We start from the raw sequence: 18,443 nt of genomic DNA on the forward strand, positions 1-18,443 counted from the left end.
ATTGGATCTGTTTGGATTTCAGGCTCAGGAAGAGCAGAAGCAGAACGCCCCTCTCGCCGCTAGGATGCGCCCACAAAATTTGGAGGAACTGATTGGCCAAGAGGCGATCATCGGACAGGGGAAACTACTGCGCCGCGCCATCGAAACGGACAAGTTGACCTCGTTGATCTTCTTCGGTCCGCCCGGCACTGGGAAAACGACGATTGCGAAAATCATCGCCGGGCACACCAAGTCGATGTTTCGCTCGATCAATGCGGTGACAGCAGGGATTGCTGACATTCGCAAAGTGGTCGAAGAAGCGAAAAACGCGTTGTCGATGTACAGCCAGCGAACCGTGCTGTTCGTCGATGAGATCCATCGCTTTAACAAAGCGCAACAGGACGCTCTACTGCCCCATGTCGAAGAAGGGTTGGTCATCTTGATCGGGGCAACGACGGAGAATCCGTTTTTCGAAGTCAACGCCGCTCTGCTCTCGCGCTCGCAGATCTTCCGTTTGCAGTCGCACCATGAGGAAGATTTGATCCGTATGGCGGAACGCGCTTTGTCATTGCCGCAGCGCGGGCTTGGCCACCTCAACGTTCAGATGGAACAAGCGGCGCTTCAGCACATCGCCCGCTATGCGGACGGAGATGCGCGTCGCATGTACAATGCGTTGGAACTGGCTGTGCTGTCCACCCCGCCCGATGCCAATGGCGTGATCCACGTTACGCTCGATGAAGCGGCCGAATCGATTCAGCGCCGTGTTGTGCGCTATGATAAAAATGCGGATGCCCATTATGACACCGTGTCCGCTTTTATTAAATCGATTCGCGGCTCCGACCCGGACGCGGCGTTGTACTGGCTGGCCAAGATGATCGATGCCGGAGAAGACCCGAAGTTTATCGCGCGCCGCATCATCATCTCCGCATCGGAAGACATTGGCAATGCCGACCCGCGCGCACTGCAAGTCGCCGTGTCGGCCATGCAGGCGCTGGAGATGATCGGGATGCCGGAAGGGCGGATCATTTTAGCGCAAGCGGTGACCTACTTGGCGACCGCGCCGAAGTCAAATGCGGCCTACATGGGCATCAACAACGCCTTACAGATGATTCGCGACGGCAGCACGGTCGAAGTGCCTCCGCATTTACGAGATGCGCATTACAAAGGGGCAGCCAAACTGGGCCATGGTCAGGGCTACCTCTATCCGCATGATTTCCCGGGGAATTATGTCGAGCAAAGCTATCTCCCGCAAGAGCTTTTGGGGCAGACGTTCTATGCACCAACTCGCAATGGATATGAACAGATCATCTCAGACCGACTTCAGTACTGGCGAGTCAAGCGAAACGAGGGATAAGGGTGCAACTAGAGAGCAACACTAACGGGCGAATGTTGGTCGAAGCATCGTGGAAGTTTCATCTGCGCCGTATGGTCGTGCTCAACATCGGATTTTTGGTAATGTGCATCGGCTTTGTCAGCATCGTGCGTGCCGGACTGGGTGCATCGCCGTGGGATGTGTTTCACATGGGGCTGACCTTGCACACGCCGCTGACGTTCGGCACTGCTCAGCAAGTATCGGGAATTTTCTTGCTGGTGCTGGTTTGCTGGCTGGCGCGCAGTCGCCCGACAGTGGGATGTTTGCTCAACATCGCGTTGGTCGGTTTGTATTGCGATTTGATTTTTGATCTGATGCCTGCGCCGACGATCTGGTGGCAGCAGTGGCCGCAATTTTTGATCGGTTTGCTGTTTACTGGGTACGGCGTGGGTATTTATATAGCTTGTAACCTAGGGGCCGGCCCCCGCGATTGGCTGATGCTGGTGCTGCATCAGCGCACAGGCATCGCCATTCGCTGGGTACGTACGATGATCGAAGTCGGGGTTGTCGTCGTTGGGATACTGCTCGGCGGCCCGTTTGGAATCGGCACCATCATGTTCTCCCTGTTGATCGGTCATCCGACCGAATGGGGCATCAAATGGGCAGCACGGGTAGTTGGACCGTTGGTAGAGAGGAGAGAGATCAAGCATGAAATTATCCACTAAAGGACGCTATGGAATCACGTTGATGATCGATTTGGGCATGTATTTCGGGGAGGGCCCCGTGTCGTTAAAATCGGTTGCGGAGCGCCAGTCGCTGTCAGAACATTATCTGGAGCAGTTGATCGCTCCTTTGCGCAATGCAGGTTTGGTCCGTTCGATTCGTGGGGCGTATGGCGGGTATGTGCTGGCCAAGGCGCCGCAAGAGATCACCGTTGGCGACATCATCCGCGTGTTGGAGGGACCGATCACGATCGTTGATGATCCAGAGGTAGAACTGGCCGATCTGTGGGAAAAGGTGCGCAGTTCAATCAACGAAGTGCTGGACAGCACGACTTTGCAGGATTTGATCGACAAAAAGCGGTTTGGAAAAGACACGATCATGTTCTATATTTAATACGTCAAGTTTTACCTTGGGTATGTGGAAAACACATACCCTTTTGTCATCCGAGCAGTAAGGGGGATTCACAGTGATCTATCTGGACAACGCGGCGACGACGCCCGTTTCTGAAGAAGTGCTGAACGCGATGCGGCCTTATTTCAGCGAGCTGTACGGCAATCCGTCCAGCGTGCACACCGCTGGGCGGCAGACGAAAGGCGCGATTGAGCGGGCGCGGGAGCAAGTGGCGCAGGCGATCCATGCTAATCCAAACGAGGTCGTGTTCACCAGCGGAGGCACCGAAGCGGACAACGCAGCGATCGTGGGGACGGCGCTCGGCTATCGGGAACGCGGGAAGCATCTGGTCACGACGACGATTGAGCACCATGCGGTGTTGCATACGTTTGAGTTTTTACAAGAGATGGGCTATGAAGTGACCTATGTGTCGCCAAGGGCGGACGGGATTGTGCAGGCGGCCGACATCGCCGCTGCCTTACGTGCCGATACGACGCTCGTCTCGGTGATGGCCGTCAACAATGAGACGGGGGCTCGACAACCGATTGCGGAGATCGGGCGTTTGACACGAGAGCGCGGCATCCTCTTTCATACCGATGCGGTGCAGGCCGTGGGCCTGCTGGAACTCGATGTGGAAGCGCTCGGGGTCGATTTGCTGTCGATTTCAGGCCACAAACTGCACGGCCCCAAAGGGGTCGGAGCGCTGTATGTGCGCCGCGGGCTGTATTGGAAACCGACACAGCATGGCGGGGCTCAGGAATTTAAGCGTCGAGCTGGCACGGAGAACTTGCCGGGAATCATCGGACTTGGAGTGGCCGTAGAGCTGGCGACTGCGCGCGTGCAGGAAAATTATGCACAGGTCGCAGAACTGCGCGATGCGATGCTTGCCATTTTGCGGGCAGGTGTGGACGGTTTGCAGGTCAATTCTCCGGAGCAAGCGGTGCCGTCGATCTTGAATGTAACCTTTCCGGGCGCTGTGGCTGAGCGCATTCTGATGAATCTCGACATGGCGGGCATCATGGCTGCGAGCGGGTCGGCATGCACCTCGGGGTCGTTGCAGCCGTCCCATGTGTTGATGGCGATGGGGCTGGCCGAGGAGTCTGTGCGCTCAGCGGTTCGATTCTCTTTTTCGGGACAGAATACCTTAGAAGAGGTGACCCAGGCGGCACACAAAGTGGTGGAGATCGTGCAGCGTTTGCAACGGCGTTAGGCGCTTCGGGCCAAAGGAGGTTGTGTATGCGGAAAGCCAGAGACTTGGTGGGGTTGCCGGTGATCGGTCTGGAACGGGGAGAGCACATCGGAGAAGTGCGCGATGTGCTGTTCTCTGCCACAGGTATCTTTCATTCGCTCTTGCTGACCAAAGCGACGGTGCTGACGGCGGGCAAGATTTTGCCCAAAGCCAAGCTCCAAGGGATCGGGCAGGATGCGATCACGATTTCGCAAGATGGGGACATTGAAGAATTTCGCGATTCGACAGGTCTGATCCGCAGCCTTGTCCAAGGTGACGTGCAATTTGTCGGCAAAGAGGTGCTAACGCAGGACGGAACCTATTTGGGAACGGTGGAAGATGTTTACTTGGATGAAGAGTTGAACACAATAGTAGGGTACGAGGTATCGGAAGGCTTTTTGGTCGATCTGAAAGAAGGTCGGAAAGTCTTGCCTGCCCATCCGGAGATCATGGTGGGACAAGATACCTTGCTTGTGCCAGCCGATGTGGAGTTGGCCGAGGAACTTTAAGGAGGTTGTCCCCCACCCATGACCCGCTGCCCTCATTGTAATTGCCGCGACATCGGCAAAATTGGCACGTACCAGTTTTATTGCTGGGGTTGCTTTATGGAGTTTAGCGTGACCGGCGATGAAGTAAAACTGTTCCAAGTGGAGGAAGACGGCTCCCTGATCGCCTATGACGACCTGCCACTGCCGAAACTACATGTCGATCTGCCCGATCTGCAAGTGGGCATGTAAGTGTGAGTATGAGGGGCTGATGTGGAGACATCAGCTTTTTTTGTGTGTAAAAAGAGCGCCGTAGCGCTCTAGTTCTGGAGGTCTACTCCTTTTTGACTGGCAGATCGTTTTGATGGACCCAATGCACAAAATCGCGACCGCTTATGCGGGAGGAATCGTCGGTCGGGAGCACGGCGTTGTCGAGCAGGCTTTTCATGCGGTCGAGGCCAAGACCTGTCAGACCACACAGTTCGAGCGGCTCGTAGGAAGTGTTTGCGTCGATCTCTTTGATGGTCAGTTCATAGCCGAATCGGCGGGTGTTCAAAGTCTAGTACCTCCTTCGCGGAGCTTGAACGTTTTACAGTTCGTGTCTTGGCATTCATTGGCTTGGCATCCGCTCACTTCGATCACCGAGGCCGCGCAGCCTCTGCCCTCCTCCCAATAGTGGCAAGATGCGACGGTGCAGTCGATCTGCGGATTGGCCTGATGATTCGATCCGGCCATCTTGAGTAAAGCGCCTGTCCAGTTCACATTGTCGATCGAGCCGAGGTAGCTGGTGATTCCCGACGCTTCATGAAACGTTTTGCACATCGTTTGTTCGGCCAGCGCCGACATCCGACCTTCTTCCTCATGCATGATGTCGATCGCAGCCGCTCCGCAGACGTCTTCATTCAGATAATGTGTGCAGGTGTTGACAGAACAGATGACGCGTGTCATATTTCCCCTCCTCATCGAGTATAGTTTGCCTAGGAAATTGGGAAATCATAACGAGGGCAAGTGATGAAGCTTACATTTTAGCTCACAAGTTCTTGCTAAAATCGAGCCGTATGTCTACAATTATTAGGTAGCATACATATCCAGAGGAGGTAATATTATGCCGTTGGTTGGATCCGCAGCACCGAATTTTAACATGTTGTCCACTAAAAACCTGGAGACCCTCGATGTCTCGGTAACTCTTGAAGATTACCGTGGCAAATGGCTGGTTCTCTTCTTCTATCCGCTTGACTTCACCTTTGTTTGCCCGACTGAGATCACTGCTATGAGCGATCGCGCTCAAGAGTTTGCTGATCTGGACGCTGAAATCCTCGGCGTGTCGGTTGACTCCATCCACTCCCACCGTGCATGGATCAAAACTCCGCGCGAAAATAACGGCCTTGGCGAACTGAACTACCCGCTGGGCGCTGACATCACCAAAGAATGCGCTCGTGCATACGGCGTTCTGCTCGAAGAGCAAGGTATCGCCCTGCGCGGCCTGTTCATCATCGACCCGGAAGGTATCGTTCAACACGCTACCATCAACTCCCTGAACGTTGGTCGCTCGGTTGACGAGACCCTGCGCGTTCTGGAAGCGCTGCAAACTGGCGGTCTGTGCCCGGCGAACTGGAAACCGGGTCAATCGACTCTGTAAGTCGGAAAGAGGGTAGACTCCAATGCCGATGCGCTTAGGCTCTGAACGTCCAGAGCTGACCGGAGCCACCCAGTGGTTCCACGAGGATCAGCTTCCGGCCGACCTGTCTGACAAATATGTGCTGGTCCACTTTTGGGCTGTATCGTGCCACATTTGTCACGAGACGATGAATGACCTGATCAAGTACCGTGACCAGTATAAAGAGCACGGTTTGCAATTGGTCGGCGTTCATTTCCCGCGCTATGAAGCGGACACCAACATCGATAAAGTGCAGGAGGACATCGCGAAGTATGGGATCACCCATCCGGTTGCGATCGACAACCTGCACAAGATGGCCGAATCATTCCAGAACGAATACGTTCCGGCATTTTTCCTGTTCGATAAAGAAGGCAAGCTGTTTTTCCGTACGGCGGGCGACCGCGGTTTTGAGAAATTGCAGCCGAAGATCGAACAAGTTCTCGGCCTGACGCAAGCCTGATAAAAAGCTCTGTCTCTCCTTGGGGAGACAGAGCTTTTTTATTTTCACCGCGGATCAGGCTCGAAACGAGTCTCATACATCTCGTACAGGTACTGCCAAGCGTCAGGAAAATAGGCACCGACTTCCCACAGGGCGATGCCTTGGAGTTTCATATGCTCCAACATTTCCAATTTGCCCACAAAGCTTTTGACATCATCGAACCACACAGAATGTCCTCCTTCTCGGTTGGGACAGCGAAACCAAGCCAGATCGGTCGCCGAATCTCGCATCAAGGGCGAGCCGTGCTCGTAGGCGAGCTGCATCGCCGTATGCGGTGCGAGCTTTACCACCGCGCGTCCTTGAGAGGCATAGACGGCAGCAGGGCGCAGCACGAGCCATATTTTTTCGGGTGGGAGGCATTCGACAGCCTTCTGCATGGCTTGGCGCGTCTCCTCGATCCCGACAAGCGGCGAGAGAAGAGATCGTTTTTTGCGATCACTGGTGATCGGCTCAAAAAACAGGTGGTCAAGCTGACGGCAGACATCGGCAAGCAAGGAGGTTCGTTTGCAGAGCGGAGAGGAGGCGTTCAGGTAAAGCCCGACCACATAGCCCATCGGGCGCAATCTGCGTCCGGCTTCTTTCACCAATTGCAGGTAGGCGACTTCATTTTCACGACGCATCGCCGGCCAGTCGAAGATGATGCCATCTCCGCCCGCCGGGCCCAATCGCATCGCCAGTTGATCGAGGATGCGGAGTTTGGCCTCTTCGCTCTTTACGATCGCTTTGGCCACATCGGGCAAAATCTGCGGGGCGCCGTCCAGCGTGCACAAGAAGAGCTGACGTGCCGTTTGTTCCCTTGCTGTTGCCAGCGGCGGCAGATGTAGATTGCCTGCCGCGTCGATACGCAAATCGTGCGTGCCTTGATAGGTCAGTGGACAATGCGCACCAGTTGGCAAGGGGAGCGGTGTCATGCTGAACAGTCCAAGCTGCTTTTTGGGCTGAGTGCTGCGGGGTTGCAGGTCGGGAATCTGCAAAATGTCGCCTGTGCTGACGAGCTCGTCACCAAGCCCATTGCTCAGTGAGATCAGTGTCAGCGGCACCCCGGTGCGCTCGCTGATCGAGCGCAAGGTGTCGCCTTCCTGCACGCGGTAGGTCTGATAGCCAGCTTTGTCAGTCAACGTGAGCTGTGACGGGATGAGAAGCGTATGCCCTGGCAGCAGGAAGGGTGAAGGTGGAAGACCGTTGCAGATCCGCAGCACATCGGGTGTCACGCGGTGGCGGATGGCGATCCCTTCCAGCGTGTCGCCCGCTTTTGTGTGATAGAGATGCACCGTGGTTGCTCCTTCCTTCGACATGTACACTCTCCACACGATATGCCTACTGGGCGCACTTGGTTCCTCCGATGTAATAACTTGCCATCGCTTCGGGCATGATAGTGGCAAGGAAATGTGTGGCAGGAGGGATAAGGAATGGCAAACGTCGAAACGACGACGGCAGAAGCGGAAGAAACGAAAGTGGTACCCCGCAAGCTCGGGGATACATGGGATGGCTGGAGCGGTCAAGTGGAGGAAAACAACGGGAATCTGGAGACCACGCCTTGGGTGTTTCTCGGGTTCACCTCGATCACACTGACACTGCTCAACAGCGGCGCGTGGCTCATGCTCTTTCTGGTGCAGCCGCGTTTGATGGAGTTGCCGGAGTGGGTGATGCGCACGATCATCATGGGGCTGGTCGGTGTGCTTGGCGCTTTGGATCTGGTCTTCTTGCTGGTCGGGGCAACCGTGCTGACGGGCAAGAACTTCGTTCCGTTTTTTAAAGGGCGTCATGTTGCGCTATCGAACATCATTCCGTGGACAGTGAAGATCTCCAGCGTTTTTGGAATCTCCAAAGATCGCATGTCCAACTCGATCTTGCAAGTGGGCAACCGTCTGACGGCGGTCAATCAAGAGAACATCGAGCGCGACGAACTGCTGATCTTGTTGCCGCGCTGTTTGGACAAAGAGACGCGCGATGACATCAAAGCGGTAACGGCGAAATACGATGTTGATTTCCACATCTGCGCGGGCGGTCAGATGGCTCGCCAACTGCTGACCGAAAAACGTCCCAAAGGCGTGATTGCGGTGGCTTGTGAGCGTGATCTGATGGCAGGGGTACAAGATGTTGGAGCGGCCGTTCCGGTGATCGCCATCGCCAACAAACGTCCGGAAGGTCCGTGCCGCAACACCAACATCAACTTGACGGAGATGGAAAATGCGATCCGCATGTATTTGGGCAAAGAGTTGATCAAAGAAACGGAAATTGAACGGGTCAAATTGTAAGCGCTCGAAATAAAGCAACAAAATCGTTTGATCACAGTCACATACTCGTGAAGTCGATAAATGGGTTGACAACCCCCTTTTTGATCGCTGTAATAGAGAAGTATGCTATGTGATCAATTAGGGGGATTTATTATGTCTAAGATTCGTCTCTTTCTGGAGATGATCAAATTTGAACATACGATCTTTGCCTTGCCGTATGCCTATATCGGCATGGTGATGGCTTCGTATTACACGTCCCAGTCTTGGCCGAGCCTGATGACATTCGTCTGGGTGACGCTGGCGATGGTCGGAGCTAGAAGCGCTGCGATGGGGCTGAATCGCGTGATCGACGCGGCGATTGACGCGAGAAACCCGCGGACGGCTGGTCGCGAAATTCCGAGCGGCAAGATCAAAAGTTTGGAAGCGTGGCTGTTTATCATCGGCTCGCTCGTACTGCTCGGCGTCTCCGCTTACATGCTCAACCCGCTTTGCTTCGCACTGTTGCCGCTGGCGGTGGCTGTGCTGGTGCTCTACCCGTACTGTAAGCGCTTTACTTGGGCCTGCCATCTTGTGCTCGGTCTGGCCGATTCCTTTGCGCCGCTGGGCGGCTGGATTGCGGTGACCGGTTCGTTCGACATGCCGGCGCTTTTGTTGGCTGGCGCCGTGGCCGTGTGGATCGCGGCGTTCGATATCATTTATGCTTGCCAAGATGTCGAGTTTGACAAACGGCACGGTCTGCACTCAATCCCGGTGCGGTTTGGCATCGCGGGCGGACTGCGCCTGTCGCGCCTGATGCACATTTTGACGATCGTGCTGTTTGCGCTGGTGCCAATCTACGTCGATCTTGGCATCGTCTACTGGATCGGCGTTGCTGCGGTCGCAGGGTTGCTGTGGTACGAACACCGCATCATCTCGCCGCATGATATGAGCCGCATCGACCTCGCCTTTTTCAAGGTCAACTCGTATGTGGCGTCTGTCGCCTTCGTCTTCACCCTCGGTGACATCGCGATCTCGCTTTGGTAAGTCGGAAAGAGCAGGAAGGCTCTCCAATTGGAGGGCTTTTTGCTTTTTTGGGGCAAACTACAAAGGTCAGAGCTGGCAGGAGGTGGACACATCATGAAATTGTGGCGGCAGAGCCGCACGCTGTACCCGCTTTTGGTCGTGCTGGTGTTGCTTTCGTGTTTGTATCTGCTCTGGGAATTGCGCGATGTGCTGCGCTCGATCTGGGCGGTCATCAGCGCTGTTCTCACGCCGTTTCTGATCTCGGTGATCATCGCCTATCTGCTCAATCCGTTAGTCGCGCGCCTGCATGCGCGGGGAGTGCCGCGAGGGGCGAGCATTCTGATCATCTACATCGTGTTCTTCGTGGTGATCACCGTGCTGCTGGTCAACGCCATACCGATGTTCATCGATCAATTGCGGGAGCTGAGTGAGCGCCTGCCGCAATTGATCCAAGGCGTTGACTGGTGGATGGACATGTTTAACGAAGACAAAAAAAGGCTGCCTGACGCGGTGCGTAAAGCGGTCGATTCCAACCTGAGCACGCTCGAGGCGAAGGTGACTGCGCTGATCACCAAGACGTTAGAGTCGGCAGGAAATACGATCGAAAGCGCGGTCGGCTGGTTCGTCGTGCCGTTTCTCGTCTTTTACATGCTCAAAGATCTAAAAGTGATGGAAAAAACGGTGATCACCTTCTTCCCACGCCAGAAGCGTCAAGAGATCATCCGCTTGCTCCGCTCGATCGATGAAGCGCTCGGCAATTACATCCGCGGTCAACTGCTGGTTGCCGTAGCGGTCGGGAGTTTGGCTTATATCGGCTATCTGATCATCGGAATGCCATATGGGATCATTTTGGCGCTGATCGTGGCGGTGACCAACATCATCCCCTATGTCGGGCCGTTTTTCGGGGCTGCTCCAGCGCTGTTGCTCGCCTTTACCGTGTCTCCGCTCATGGCGCTAAAAGTGCTGATCGTAAACTTAGTCATCCAGCAGTTGGAAGGCAATCTGATCGGGCCCTATCTGATCGGACGCACGTTGAAGCTCCATCCGATGCTGATCATCTTCGCACTGCTGCTCGGCGGGGAGATGTTTGGCATCATCGGATTGATCATGGCGATCCCGGTGGTGGCGGTCGGCAAGGTGATCTTACAGCATGTGGTGTTGCACTACATGAAGCATTGACGTATAATTGTCCCGATTCCTGATTCGCGGAAAAAGTTGCCTGAAGAGGTATATCATGATGTCGTAATGAGGTGTTGCAAATGTCGTTTGACCATACGATCAAATTCAGCGGACGCGTGGAAGACAGTGAATCAAGACGAGCGCTGTTGATCGCGTTTGAAGCGTTACGGGTCAAAGGGTACAACCCGATCAACCAGATCTCCGGCTATCTGATCTCTGGTGACCCCGCCTACATCACCAATCACAACAACGCGCGTAACATCATTCGCAGCTTGGAGCGAGACGAGTTGATCGAGGAACTGGTCCGGGCCTATATGAGGGATCAAGGATGAATGTGAGCAGAACGCTTGGGATCGACTATGGCGATGTGCGTATCGGCATTGCTGTCAGTGACTTGATGGGCTGGACGGCGCAAGGTGTGGAGACGATCACCCGCAAAAGTGAAGAGGCCGATCTGGCGCGCATCGGCGAGTTGATCACACAGTATGAGGTGGACACGATCGTGCTGGGCTACCCTAAGAACATGAACGGGACGATCGGGCCGCGTGGTGAATTAAGCGAGCAGTTTGCCGAAATACTAAAAGCAAAATTCAATTTGCCAGTCGTATTGTGGGACGAGCGGTTATCAACGATGGCGGCCGAGCGTATGCTGATATCAGCAGATGTAAGCCGTAAGAAACGCAAAGGAGTCGTCGATAAAATGGCGGCGGCAATCTTCCTACAAAGTTATTTAGATAGACAACAAAACGGAAAGTAGGTGCCAGAATGAGCGAAGTAGAAACCACCCAAAAGATCACTCTGACTGACGAAGATGGCGCGGAGCATGAGTTTGATGTGCTCGAAATGCTGGAAGTTGATCAAAAGATGTACGCAATCCTCCAACCGACCGATGCACAGGATGAAGAAGCTGTGATCCTGCGCGTAGAGAAAGACGAGGAAGGCAACGATGTGTTGGCCTACATCGAAGATGATGCGGAGTGGGACAAGGTCGCAGAAGAGTATGATACCTTGCTGTTCGAAGAGCAAGGCGGCAGCGACGAAGATCTTCAATAGCAGTCAAGCGCAGGCGCACCTTTGGGGCGCCTGTTTTTCTTTGCCAGTCTGATCGAGCGCACCTGCGGGCAACCTAGTTAGCAGGGAGGTGGCTTCGATGTACTCAAACTACGACATTCCCGATGCGTACCATCCGAACAAAGTTGATTTGCATCTCGAAGAGGTGCAGCAGCAGGTGCTAGAGCAGTTTGGGCTGAGCGAGCAGGTTGAACAGCAGGGCATGGAGTCATTGAGCGCAGAGCAGGCCGCAGCGGTGGGTCTTGCCATGTCCAAAGGGTTCGAATCGCTCGCTTCCCCTGCCGATCAATTGCCAAAATAACCAAAAGTTGGCCCGCATCTACAGGTGCGGGCTTTTCCGCTTTTGTCGAATTCAGTATAATAGTGGGGAATGAGTGGAGGTGCAGGTTTTTCATGACCAACAAACAATCCCCGAAACTGCCGGAGCGGGCTCCGTCGCGCTGGAACAAGTGGTGGTATGTCTTCGCCGCTTGCATCCTGCTGATCGGGGGAGGACTTTTCTATGTGCAGGAACAGTTCCAACCGCCGCAGGAAGGCGGGCCGGCTGTCGCAGTGGAAATCCCGATGGGCGCCTCGCCACATGAGATTGGCGAGTTGCTCGTAGACCAAAAACTGATCAAAAATGCAAACTTTTTTAAATGGTATCTCGCGTATCATGGCAATTCGAGTCAATTAAAAGCGGGCAAATACTATCTGAAGCCAGGTTTATCGATGGAAGAGATCGCCCGCGTGCTGATCGAGGGTGATGCCACGTACGGCACGACCCATTTCACCGTGCCGGAGGGCCTGACCATCGAGCAGATCGCCGACAGCTTGGCCGAGCAGAAGATTGTGGACAAGCAGGCCTTTTTAGACGAAGTGCAAAACGGAACGTTCGACTACGCATTTTTACATGACATCCCGCAAGTCGAGGGAATGAAACATCGTCTCGAGGGCTATCTGTTCCCCGATACGTATGAAATTTTTCAAAATGCGACCCCGCATCAGGTGATCGACCTAATGCTGAAGCAGACGGAACAAGTGCTCACCCCCGAGTGGCGCGAACAGATGAAAAAGCAAAAGCTCACCTTGCACGAAACGCTGACGCTGGCCTCCTTGATCGAGCGAGAAGCGCGCGTGGCCAAAGAGCGTCCGATGATCTCCGGCGTCATCCAAAACCGCATCAACGAACAGCCGCCGATGAAATTGCAGATCGACGCGACCGTCCAATATGCGCTGGGCAAGACGAAAGAGACCCTGTTGTTCGATGATTTGAAGATCGAGTCACCGTACAACACCTACCAGATCGACGGTCTGCCGCCAGGGCCGATTTCGACAGCGGGTCGTGATGCGATTCGGTCTGCGCTCTATCCGGACGTGCATGATTTCTATTTTTACGTGACGAAAAATGACGGCACAGGTGAGCACTATTTTGCTACTACCTATGCCGAGCATCAGCAAAATATTGCCAAAAGCCAGTAGCTCCGATCAAAGGAAGCGTCGCGATAGGTAAAATAATCTGCAGTGGCTACGCAAAAACTAACCGTATCAAAGGAGGGAACAACCGATGAACAATCACGACAACCGCGAGACTGTTCAAGTGACCCCCGAAGAGATGGTGAACGATTATTTGATCGGCGAGCATGAGCTGGAAAAGTTAAAACACGGATTTCAGGCGCCGCTGGCGGACGGACAGCCTTGTGCACCTGTTGACAGCCACGCAGACGCCACTTAACTCGAAAAGCGAAACCCATTGTCCTATACAGGAGAATGGGTTTTGTGATAACATGAATCTGTTTGTGTCCTGAGAAGGAGTTTTGTACACATGATCGATCCAACTCTCGTTTCGTATTTGCGCGGCTTGGTGCCGCAGCGCGACCCGCTTTTGCAACAGATGGAGCAACGAGCGGAAGCAGGATTTATCCCGATTTTGGATCTGGAGACGGTAAGTTTTATGCAAGTCTTGCTCAAGATTGCAAGACCGCGCCGGATCTTAGAAGTTGGAACTGCGATCGGCTATTCGGCACTCGTGATGGCAGGCGCATGCGAGGCGCAGATCACGACGCTGGAGCGAGATGCTGAGCGTGCGGCCGAGGCTCGGGTGAATTTTGACAAAGCGGGGCTGAACGGCCGGATCGAGCTTCTGGAAGGGGACGCATTGGATCTGATCGAGGGACTTGGGCAGTATGATTTTATCTTCCTCGATGCGGCAAAAGGGCAATACCCTCGCTTTCTGCAACTGCTCGACCCACACTTGGAGCAGGGTGGTATCCTGCTGTCTGATAATATTTTGTTCCAAGGGATGGTCAGCGGTCAGGAAGAAGTCAAGCATAAGCTTCGCACAATGATCGGCCGCCTGCGCGAATACAACGAACTGCTCGCGCATCATCCAGGATATGAGACGACGTTTCTGCCGCTTGGGGACGGGGTGTCCCTCTCAGTTAAAAAGTGACAGGTAGTTTGGAAAGGGGAAGGAACAGATGCACAGACCGGTGCTGATAGGGATCGCGGGGGGAACAGGATCTGGGAAGACATCGGTCGCCCGCGAGATCACGCGCAACATCGATCCGGAAAACATCGTTCTGATCGAGCAGGACAACTATTACAAAGACCAGACTCATTTGACGATGGCGGAGCGCGTGCTGACGAACTACGACCATCCACATGCGTTTGACAACGATCTGCTGTTGGAGCATCTGCACATGTTGCTGAATAACCAAGCAATCCAAAAGCCGATCTACAACTTTGCGGAGCACACGCGGGACGATTTCACGGAGCAAGTAGAGCCGAAACAGGTCGTGATCCTGGAAGGGATCATGGCGCTGGAAGACGAACGGCTGCGCGATTTGATGGACATCAAAATTTTTGTGGACACCGACGCGGACGTGCGGATCATCCGCCGCATCCTTCGCGACATCAAAGAGCGCGGCCGCTCGATCGAATCGGTCGTTGAGCAGTATATGGGCATCGTTCGGCCGATGCATATGCAATTTATCGAACCGACGAAAAAATATGCGGACCTGATCATCCCAGAAGGTGGGCAGAACCGCGTGGCGATCGACATTCTCGTCGCCAAGGTCAACGATATCGTCAAAGGAGTCCTCTCCACCTCCGGAGCAACCCGTTAATCGGGTTGCTCCTTTTTTTGTGCGGCTTGCTCTTTCATTCGCATTGTTTAGACGTTTTCAAGAGCGGTCACACTGAGCAGTGGAAGGAGTGTGACTCGTATGGAAAGGAAGAATCGCAACATTCAACGCCGCACCGCCGTTGTGCTTACCGTGTGTACGCTGAGCATGTTGGCGCTTTGTGGACGACTGGCCTATATTCAATTTTCGGCACACGACATGCAAGGACATGATCTCGTCGCGTCTGCCGTCGAGCAGCGGCGTGAAAAATTTGAACTCGACCCTGGACGCGGCGACATTCTCGATCGCAATGGCGTCTCGCTCACCGGCAGCAAAATCAACGGCATCGTCGTCCTGCCCGTCTGGCAGGAAAACCTCGAACGTCCAAAAATCAACGAGTTGGCGCTGCTCCTCGGCACCAGCACCGAACATCTGCTCAGCGGCCTCCAAGAAAAAACAGAACCGTTCTTACTCCGACTGCCCGACATGAGTGGCAACAAAAGAGTCGTCAACCTGACCCCCGAACAGGCGGCGAACGTTCGCAAGCTTGAACTGACCGGGATCTACGCCAAAGAGGTCAAAGTCCGCTTTGACGACCTTTCACTTGCTCGTCACATGGTCGGCTTTTTAGGCGAAGATCCCAATCTTGTAGCAAACACGTGGGGTGGGAAATATCCGCTCGATGAGAAGATCGGCAAGCTGGGGCTCGAATTCCAATTCCAAGAGGAGTTGCGCGGGTTAGGCATCTCCCGCACGATCGCCTACTACTCCGACAACTACAATCGCCCGATCAACGGCCTTGGCATCCGAGAGTCGAACGAGGAAAATCATGCGCTGTCCGTGAAGACGACCCTCGACCATGACATCCAACGATCGGTGGAGGAGGCGATGGATCGCTACGGCCTGCGCAAAGGGGCTGTCGTCGTCCTCGACGCGGAGACGGAAGACGTGCTGGCGATGGCCTCCCGTCCCAATTACGACCAGACCCAACCGATCACAGAAGGCCAATATCCGGTCAATCGCGCGTTGACGGCCTACTTCCCAGGCTCGATTTTCAAAGCGGTCATCGCCCAAGCGGCGCTGGAGACGGGCATAGTCTCCCAGACCGATACGTTTGAGTGCCCTGGCTACATCGACATTGGCGATGGGAGGCTGAACTGTTGGAAAAAACATGGCACGTTAAGCGCCGAAGCGGCGTTTGCCGAGTCTTGTAACGTCGCCTTTGCTCAGCTGGCGATGAAGCTCGGGCGGGGCGAGATCGAGCGTTATGCGCAGAAATTGGGCCTTGGCGCTGCGATCGGTAGGAAAAATGGCGACCAGTCACAGTTTTATGGAGAAGACCCGGGCAGTATTTTTATCAAAGAAGGGGCTGCCGCTCGCTTGCTGGCCAACACGGGGATCGGGCAGGAAGATGTGCGCACCACCCCGCTGCAGGCGGCACACCTGATGGCGGTTTTCGCGAACGGGGGCATGGCCCGCGAACCTCGCCTCGTCCAATCGCTCCATACGCCTGATGGGTTGCTTTACAAAGATTTTGAGATATCGGAGCGCAAACAGGTCATCGACCGCCAAGCCGCTTTTCAAGTCAAACGCTGGATGAGTCAAGTCGTGGCCTCCGAATCGGGCACCGCACACCTGCTCGCCCAAGCGCAATTTGCGGTGGCAGGCAAAACCGGCACGGCGCAGACCGGTGACCCGAGCGCCAATCACCAGTGGTTCGCCGGATTTGGTCCTGTTGACAAACCGAAATATATCGTCACCGTACTGGCCGAGTCGGCAACAGGCCCGCGGAGCACGGAGCAGATCGCCTTGCAGATTTTTAATGCGCTACCTACGCCTTAAAAAGCGGTGGGAGCAATGGTAGTGGTAGTAATCTTGTTTGGTGCACATCGTACAGGCACAGTGAACAAGCACCCTCACATATATTGAAACACACTAGCCCAATCGGATAGCGCTTTGGGCCAATCGAAGTGGGAGGTGACAGACTGGTGCCTGGGTTTTTGACTGCGGTTGCATTGCTGCTTAAAGAGATTACGCTGTTTGTTTCTTACATTAAAAACAATGCATTTCCGCAACCCCTCTCCGAAGAGGATGAGCGTAAGAATCTTCTGCTGATGGCAGAGGGAGACGAGAATGCGCGCAACGTGCTCGTCGAACACAATTTGCGTCTAGTCGCCCATATTGTAAAAAAGTTTGAAAATACGGGGGAAGACAGCGAAGATTTGATCTCGATCGGCACGATCGGGTTGATCAAAGCGATTGAAAGCTATTCGGTGAACAAAGGGACAAAACTTGCGACCTACGCGGCACGCTGTATCGAGAATGAAATCTTAATGCATTTAAGATCTTTAAAGAAAACGCGCAAAGACGTCTCGCTCCACGACCCGATCGGAACTGATAAGGAAGGTAATGAAATCACTTTGATTGATGTGCTTGGGACCGACACCGACGATGTGATCGACGAAGTGCAGTTGAAGCTGGAGAAGATGAAGATCTACTCGCGGATGAATCTGCTCGACGAGCGGGAACAAGAGGTGATCCGGGGGCGTTTCGGACTGCCGGACGGGGAAGAGAAAACACAGCGCGAGATCGCGGAGGAACTGGGGATTTCCCGGTCGTATGTGTCGCGGATCGAAAAGCGGGCGTTGACGAAATTGCTGCATGAGTTGCGACCCAAGCGTGAAGAATGATAAGTTCCACAAGGCGCTGTGCAGGCGATGGACCACTCGAAGATGAGCGGTCCATCGCTTTTTTATGTGTGTAGGTGAGGTCTTTTGCATGGACAGAACGCAGGGAGCAAATGGCGACAAGAAGTTGAACACTAGCGCAAGTGCGCTTGGCACGGGGATCGACGAACCACTGAGTCTGAGCGGGGCTTCGCGCAAGACTCGAAAGGTAGTAGGAGAGAGAAAGTAAATGATTTCCAGAGATTGCGTGTGCTAAAAAGAAAATATGTGCAATTGGCTGGTCGAAAATTCGTTCTTAAACCAGTATAGTATTGTCTTATATCAAGAATGATGATTGGAGGTGGTTCCATGCAGCTGTTCATTCAGAAGGCTTCAACTACATTTCTCACCATCCTCGTCACAGGGTTGGTTTTCATGCTTTCTCTCGATCTGACAGGCTCACCATTAAACGTTGAGGACATGAGGTGGCAGTATCTGCTGATCGGCATCGCATATGGGGCTCCGTTTGTCATATTCATAGGGTTGCCGCTTTCCATTTTTGTAGATCAGCTACTGAAGGTTCATCCTGTGCTTTCGTATCTGATCTACGTCGGAACGGGGGGCGCGGTCGGCGCTGCCATTCTTACGGACGGTTTCCAATTTACTTCTGGTTTTTCACTATGGAATGTGATCATGCTCAGTTCAATGCTTAGTGCTACTAGTTTTTATCTCATTGATCGCTTGATGTGCCGTGTACTGAATCGTCGCTCTGGGGATCGAATCTGACAACCCGCATCGTGCTGTTGATTTGCGATTGTGAGATGCGACTGGAAGTTTCCCACTGTTTCCTGTCGCGAATTGAACTGGGTCTGTTGGCTAAGCGCTCCATAAACGAAAGCCAAGGCGAGAAG

General features: G+C 54.0%; 25 protein-coding genes. 22 read left to right on the forward strand and 3 right to left on the reverse strand.

The window, feature by feature from the left end:
* The first annotated feature begins 1 nt into the window (after nt 1).
* From CIG75_RS06890 to CIG75_RS06915, 6 genes are all read left to right on the forward strand, one after another.
* Nucleotides 2-1,333: a replication-associated recombination protein A gene (locus tag CIG75_RS06890; RefSeq protein WP_094235975.1), complete on the forward strand. Its 1,332-nt coding sequence runs from the start codon at nt 2-4 to the stop codon at nt 1,331-1,333.
* 2 nt (nt 1,334-1,335) lie between these two features.
* On the forward strand, nt 1,336-2,016 hold the full coding sequence (locus tag CIG75_RS06895) for a YczE/YyaS/YitT family protein (RefSeq protein ID WP_094235976.1): 681 nt from the start codon (nt 1,336-1,338) through the stop codon (nt 2,014-2,016).
* Nucleotides 2,000-2,407, forward strand: a complete 408-nt coding sequence (cymR, locus tag CIG75_RS06900; protein WP_094235977.1) for a cysteine metabolism transcriptional regulator CymR — start codon at nt 2,000-2,002, stop codon at nt 2,405-2,407. The genes CIG75_RS06895 and cymR overlap by 17 nt, the downstream gene beginning before the upstream one ends.
* Before the next feature lie 73 nt (nt 2,408-2,480).
* A complete protein-coding gene (locus CIG75_RS06905; protein ID WP_094235978.1) occupies nt 2,481-3,614 on the forward strand; it encodes a cysteine desulfurase family protein in 1,134 nt (377 codons plus the stop codon).
* A gap of 26 nt (nt 3,615-3,640) precedes the next feature.
* Nucleotides 3,641-4,141, forward strand: coding sequence for a PRC-barrel domain-containing protein (locus tag CIG75_RS06910; protein ID WP_094235979.1), 501 nt, complete (start codon nt 3,641-3,643; stop codon nt 4,139-4,141).
* Between the two features lie 18 nt (nt 4,142-4,159).
* Nucleotides 4,160-4,369, forward strand: a complete 210-nt coding sequence (locus tag CIG75_RS06915; protein WP_094235980.1) for a hypothetical protein — start codon at nt 4,160-4,162, stop codon at nt 4,367-4,369.
* A gap of 82 nt (nt 4,370-4,451) precedes the next feature.
* Here the strand turns inward: CIG75_RS06915 and CIG75_RS06920 are convergent, their stop codons facing one another.
* On the reverse strand, nt 4,452-4,673 hold the full coding sequence (locus tag CIG75_RS06920; protein ID WP_094235981.1) for a hypothetical protein: 222 nt from the start codon (nt 4,671-4,673) through the stop codon (nt 4,452-4,454).
* Nucleotides 4,670-5,065 carry a DUF1540 domain-containing protein gene (locus tag CIG75_RS06925; RefSeq protein ID WP_227874377.1) on the reverse strand — a complete coding sequence of 132 codons (396 nt, stop codon included), beginning with the start codon at nt 5,063-5,065 and terminating at the stop codon, nt 4,670-4,672. Before CIG75_RS06925 ends, CIG75_RS06920 begins: the two co-directional genes overlap by 4 nt.
* A gap of 157 nt (nt 5,066-5,222) precedes the next feature.
* Between CIG75_RS06925 and CIG75_RS06930 the strand changes: the two genes are divergently transcribed.
* Both CIG75_RS06930 and CIG75_RS06935 read left to right on the forward strand, forming a co-directional pair.
* Nucleotides 5,223-5,756, forward strand: coding sequence for a peroxiredoxin (locus CIG75_RS06930; protein WP_094235983.1), 534 nt, complete (start codon nt 5,223-5,225; stop codon nt 5,754-5,756).
* A gap of 22 nt (nt 5,757-5,778) precedes the next feature.
* A complete protein-coding gene (locus CIG75_RS06935) occupies nt 5,779-6,234 on the forward strand; it encodes a TlpA family protein disulfide reductase (RefSeq protein ID WP_094235984.1) in 456 nt (151 codons plus the stop codon).
* Between the two features lie 44 nt (nt 6,235-6,278).
* On the opposite strand, the gene CIG75_RS06940 is transcribed toward CIG75_RS06935, so the two are convergent.
* On the reverse strand, nt 6,279-7,568 hold the full coding sequence (locus CIG75_RS06940; protein ID WP_172844428.1) for a LysM peptidoglycan-binding domain-containing protein: 1,290 nt from the start codon (nt 7,566-7,568) through the stop codon (nt 6,279-6,281).
* Nucleotides 7,569-7,682: 114 nt separating this feature from the next.
* Between CIG75_RS06940 and CIG75_RS06945 the strand changes: the two genes are divergently transcribed.
* From CIG75_RS06945 to CIG75_RS07005, 14 genes are all read left to right on the forward strand, one after another.
* Complete coding sequence (locus CIG75_RS06945; protein ID WP_094235985.1) at nt 7,683-8,531, forward strand: DUF116 domain-containing protein; 849 nt, start codon at nt 7,683-7,685, stop codon at nt 8,529-8,531.
* Nucleotides 8,532-8,663: 132 nt separating this feature from the next.
* Nucleotides 8,664-9,533 (forward strand): UbiA-like polyprenyltransferase, encoded by an 870-nt coding sequence (locus tag CIG75_RS06950; protein ID WP_094235986.1) that lies wholly within the window; start codon nt 8,664-8,666, stop codon nt 9,531-9,533.
* A gap of 93 nt (nt 9,534-9,626) precedes the next feature.
* Nucleotides 9,627-10,691: an AI-2E family transporter gene (locus tag CIG75_RS06955; protein WP_094235987.1), complete on the forward strand. Its 1,065-nt coding sequence runs from the start codon at nt 9,627-9,629 to the stop codon at nt 10,689-10,691.
* Nucleotides 10,692-10,771: 80 nt separating this feature from the next.
* On the forward strand, nt 10,772-11,023 hold the full coding sequence (locus tag CIG75_RS06960; protein ID WP_094235988.1) for an IreB family regulatory phosphoprotein: 252 nt from the start codon (nt 10,772-10,774) through the stop codon (nt 11,021-11,023).
* Nucleotides 11,020-11,448, forward strand: a complete 429-nt coding sequence (ruvX, locus tag CIG75_RS06965) for a Holliday junction resolvase RuvX (RefSeq protein ID WP_094235989.1) — start codon at nt 11,020-11,022, stop codon at nt 11,446-11,448. The genes CIG75_RS06960 and ruvX overlap by 4 nt, the downstream gene beginning before the upstream one ends.
* A gap of 8 nt (nt 11,449-11,456) precedes the next feature.
* Nucleotides 11,457-11,744: a DUF1292 domain-containing protein gene (locus CIG75_RS06970; protein ID WP_094235990.1), complete on the forward strand. Its 288-nt coding sequence runs from the start codon at nt 11,457-11,459 to the stop codon at nt 11,742-11,744.
* A gap of 97 nt (nt 11,745-11,841) precedes the next feature.
* Complete coding sequence (locus tag CIG75_RS06975; protein ID WP_094235991.1) at nt 11,842-12,063, forward strand: hypothetical protein; 222 nt, start codon at nt 11,842-11,844, stop codon at nt 12,061-12,063.
* A 92-nt stretch (nt 12,064-12,155) separates the two neighbouring features.
* The gene (gene mltG / locus CIG75_RS06980; protein WP_094235992.1) at nt 12,156-13,223 is read left to right on the forward strand and encodes an endolytic transglycosylase MltG; all 1,068 of its coding nucleotides are present in this window, start codon (nt 12,156-12,158) and stop codon (nt 13,221-13,223) included.
* A gap of 85 nt (nt 13,224-13,308) precedes the next feature.
* Entirely contained in the window at nt 13,309-13,476 is a 168-nt protein-coding gene (locus CIG75_RS20630; RefSeq protein ID WP_157729431.1) for a hypothetical protein, read from the forward strand.
* A gap of 90 nt (nt 13,477-13,566) precedes the next feature.
* Nucleotides 13,567-14,193 (forward strand): O-methyltransferase, encoded by a 627-nt coding sequence (locus CIG75_RS06985; protein WP_094235993.1) that lies wholly within the window; start codon nt 13,567-13,569, stop codon nt 14,191-14,193.
* Nucleotides 14,194-14,221: 28 nt separating this feature from the next.
* Nucleotides 14,222-14,869 carry a uridine kinase gene (gene udk / locus CIG75_RS06990; RefSeq protein WP_094235994.1) on the forward strand — a complete coding sequence of 216 codons (648 nt, stop codon included), beginning with the start codon at nt 14,222-14,224 and terminating at the stop codon, nt 14,867-14,869.
* A 99-nt stretch (nt 14,870-14,968) separates the two neighbouring features.
* Complete coding sequence (locus tag CIG75_RS06995) at nt 14,969-16,708, forward strand: peptidoglycan D,D-transpeptidase FtsI family protein (RefSeq protein WP_094235995.1); 1,740 nt, start codon at nt 14,969-14,971, stop codon at nt 16,706-16,708.
* 146 nt (nt 16,709-16,854) lie between these two features.
* On the forward strand, nt 16,855-17,556 hold the full coding sequence (gene sigK, locus CIG75_RS07000; protein WP_094235996.1) for an RNA polymerase sporulation sigma factor SigK: 702 nt from the start codon (nt 16,855-16,857) through the stop codon (nt 17,554-17,556).
* A 345-nt stretch (nt 17,557-17,901) separates the two neighbouring features.
* Nucleotides 17,902-18,318 (forward strand): hypothetical protein, encoded by a 417-nt coding sequence (locus CIG75_RS07005; RefSeq protein WP_094235997.1) that lies wholly within the window; start codon nt 17,902-17,904, stop codon nt 18,316-18,318.
* The last annotated feature ends 125 nt before the right edge of the window (nt 18,319-18,443 follow it).

This window comes from Tumebacillus algifaecis, assembly GCF_002243515.1.
Taxonomy (GTDB): domain Bacteria; phylum Bacillota; class Bacilli; order Tumebacillales; family Tumebacillaceae; genus Tumebacillus_A; species Tumebacillus_A algifaecis.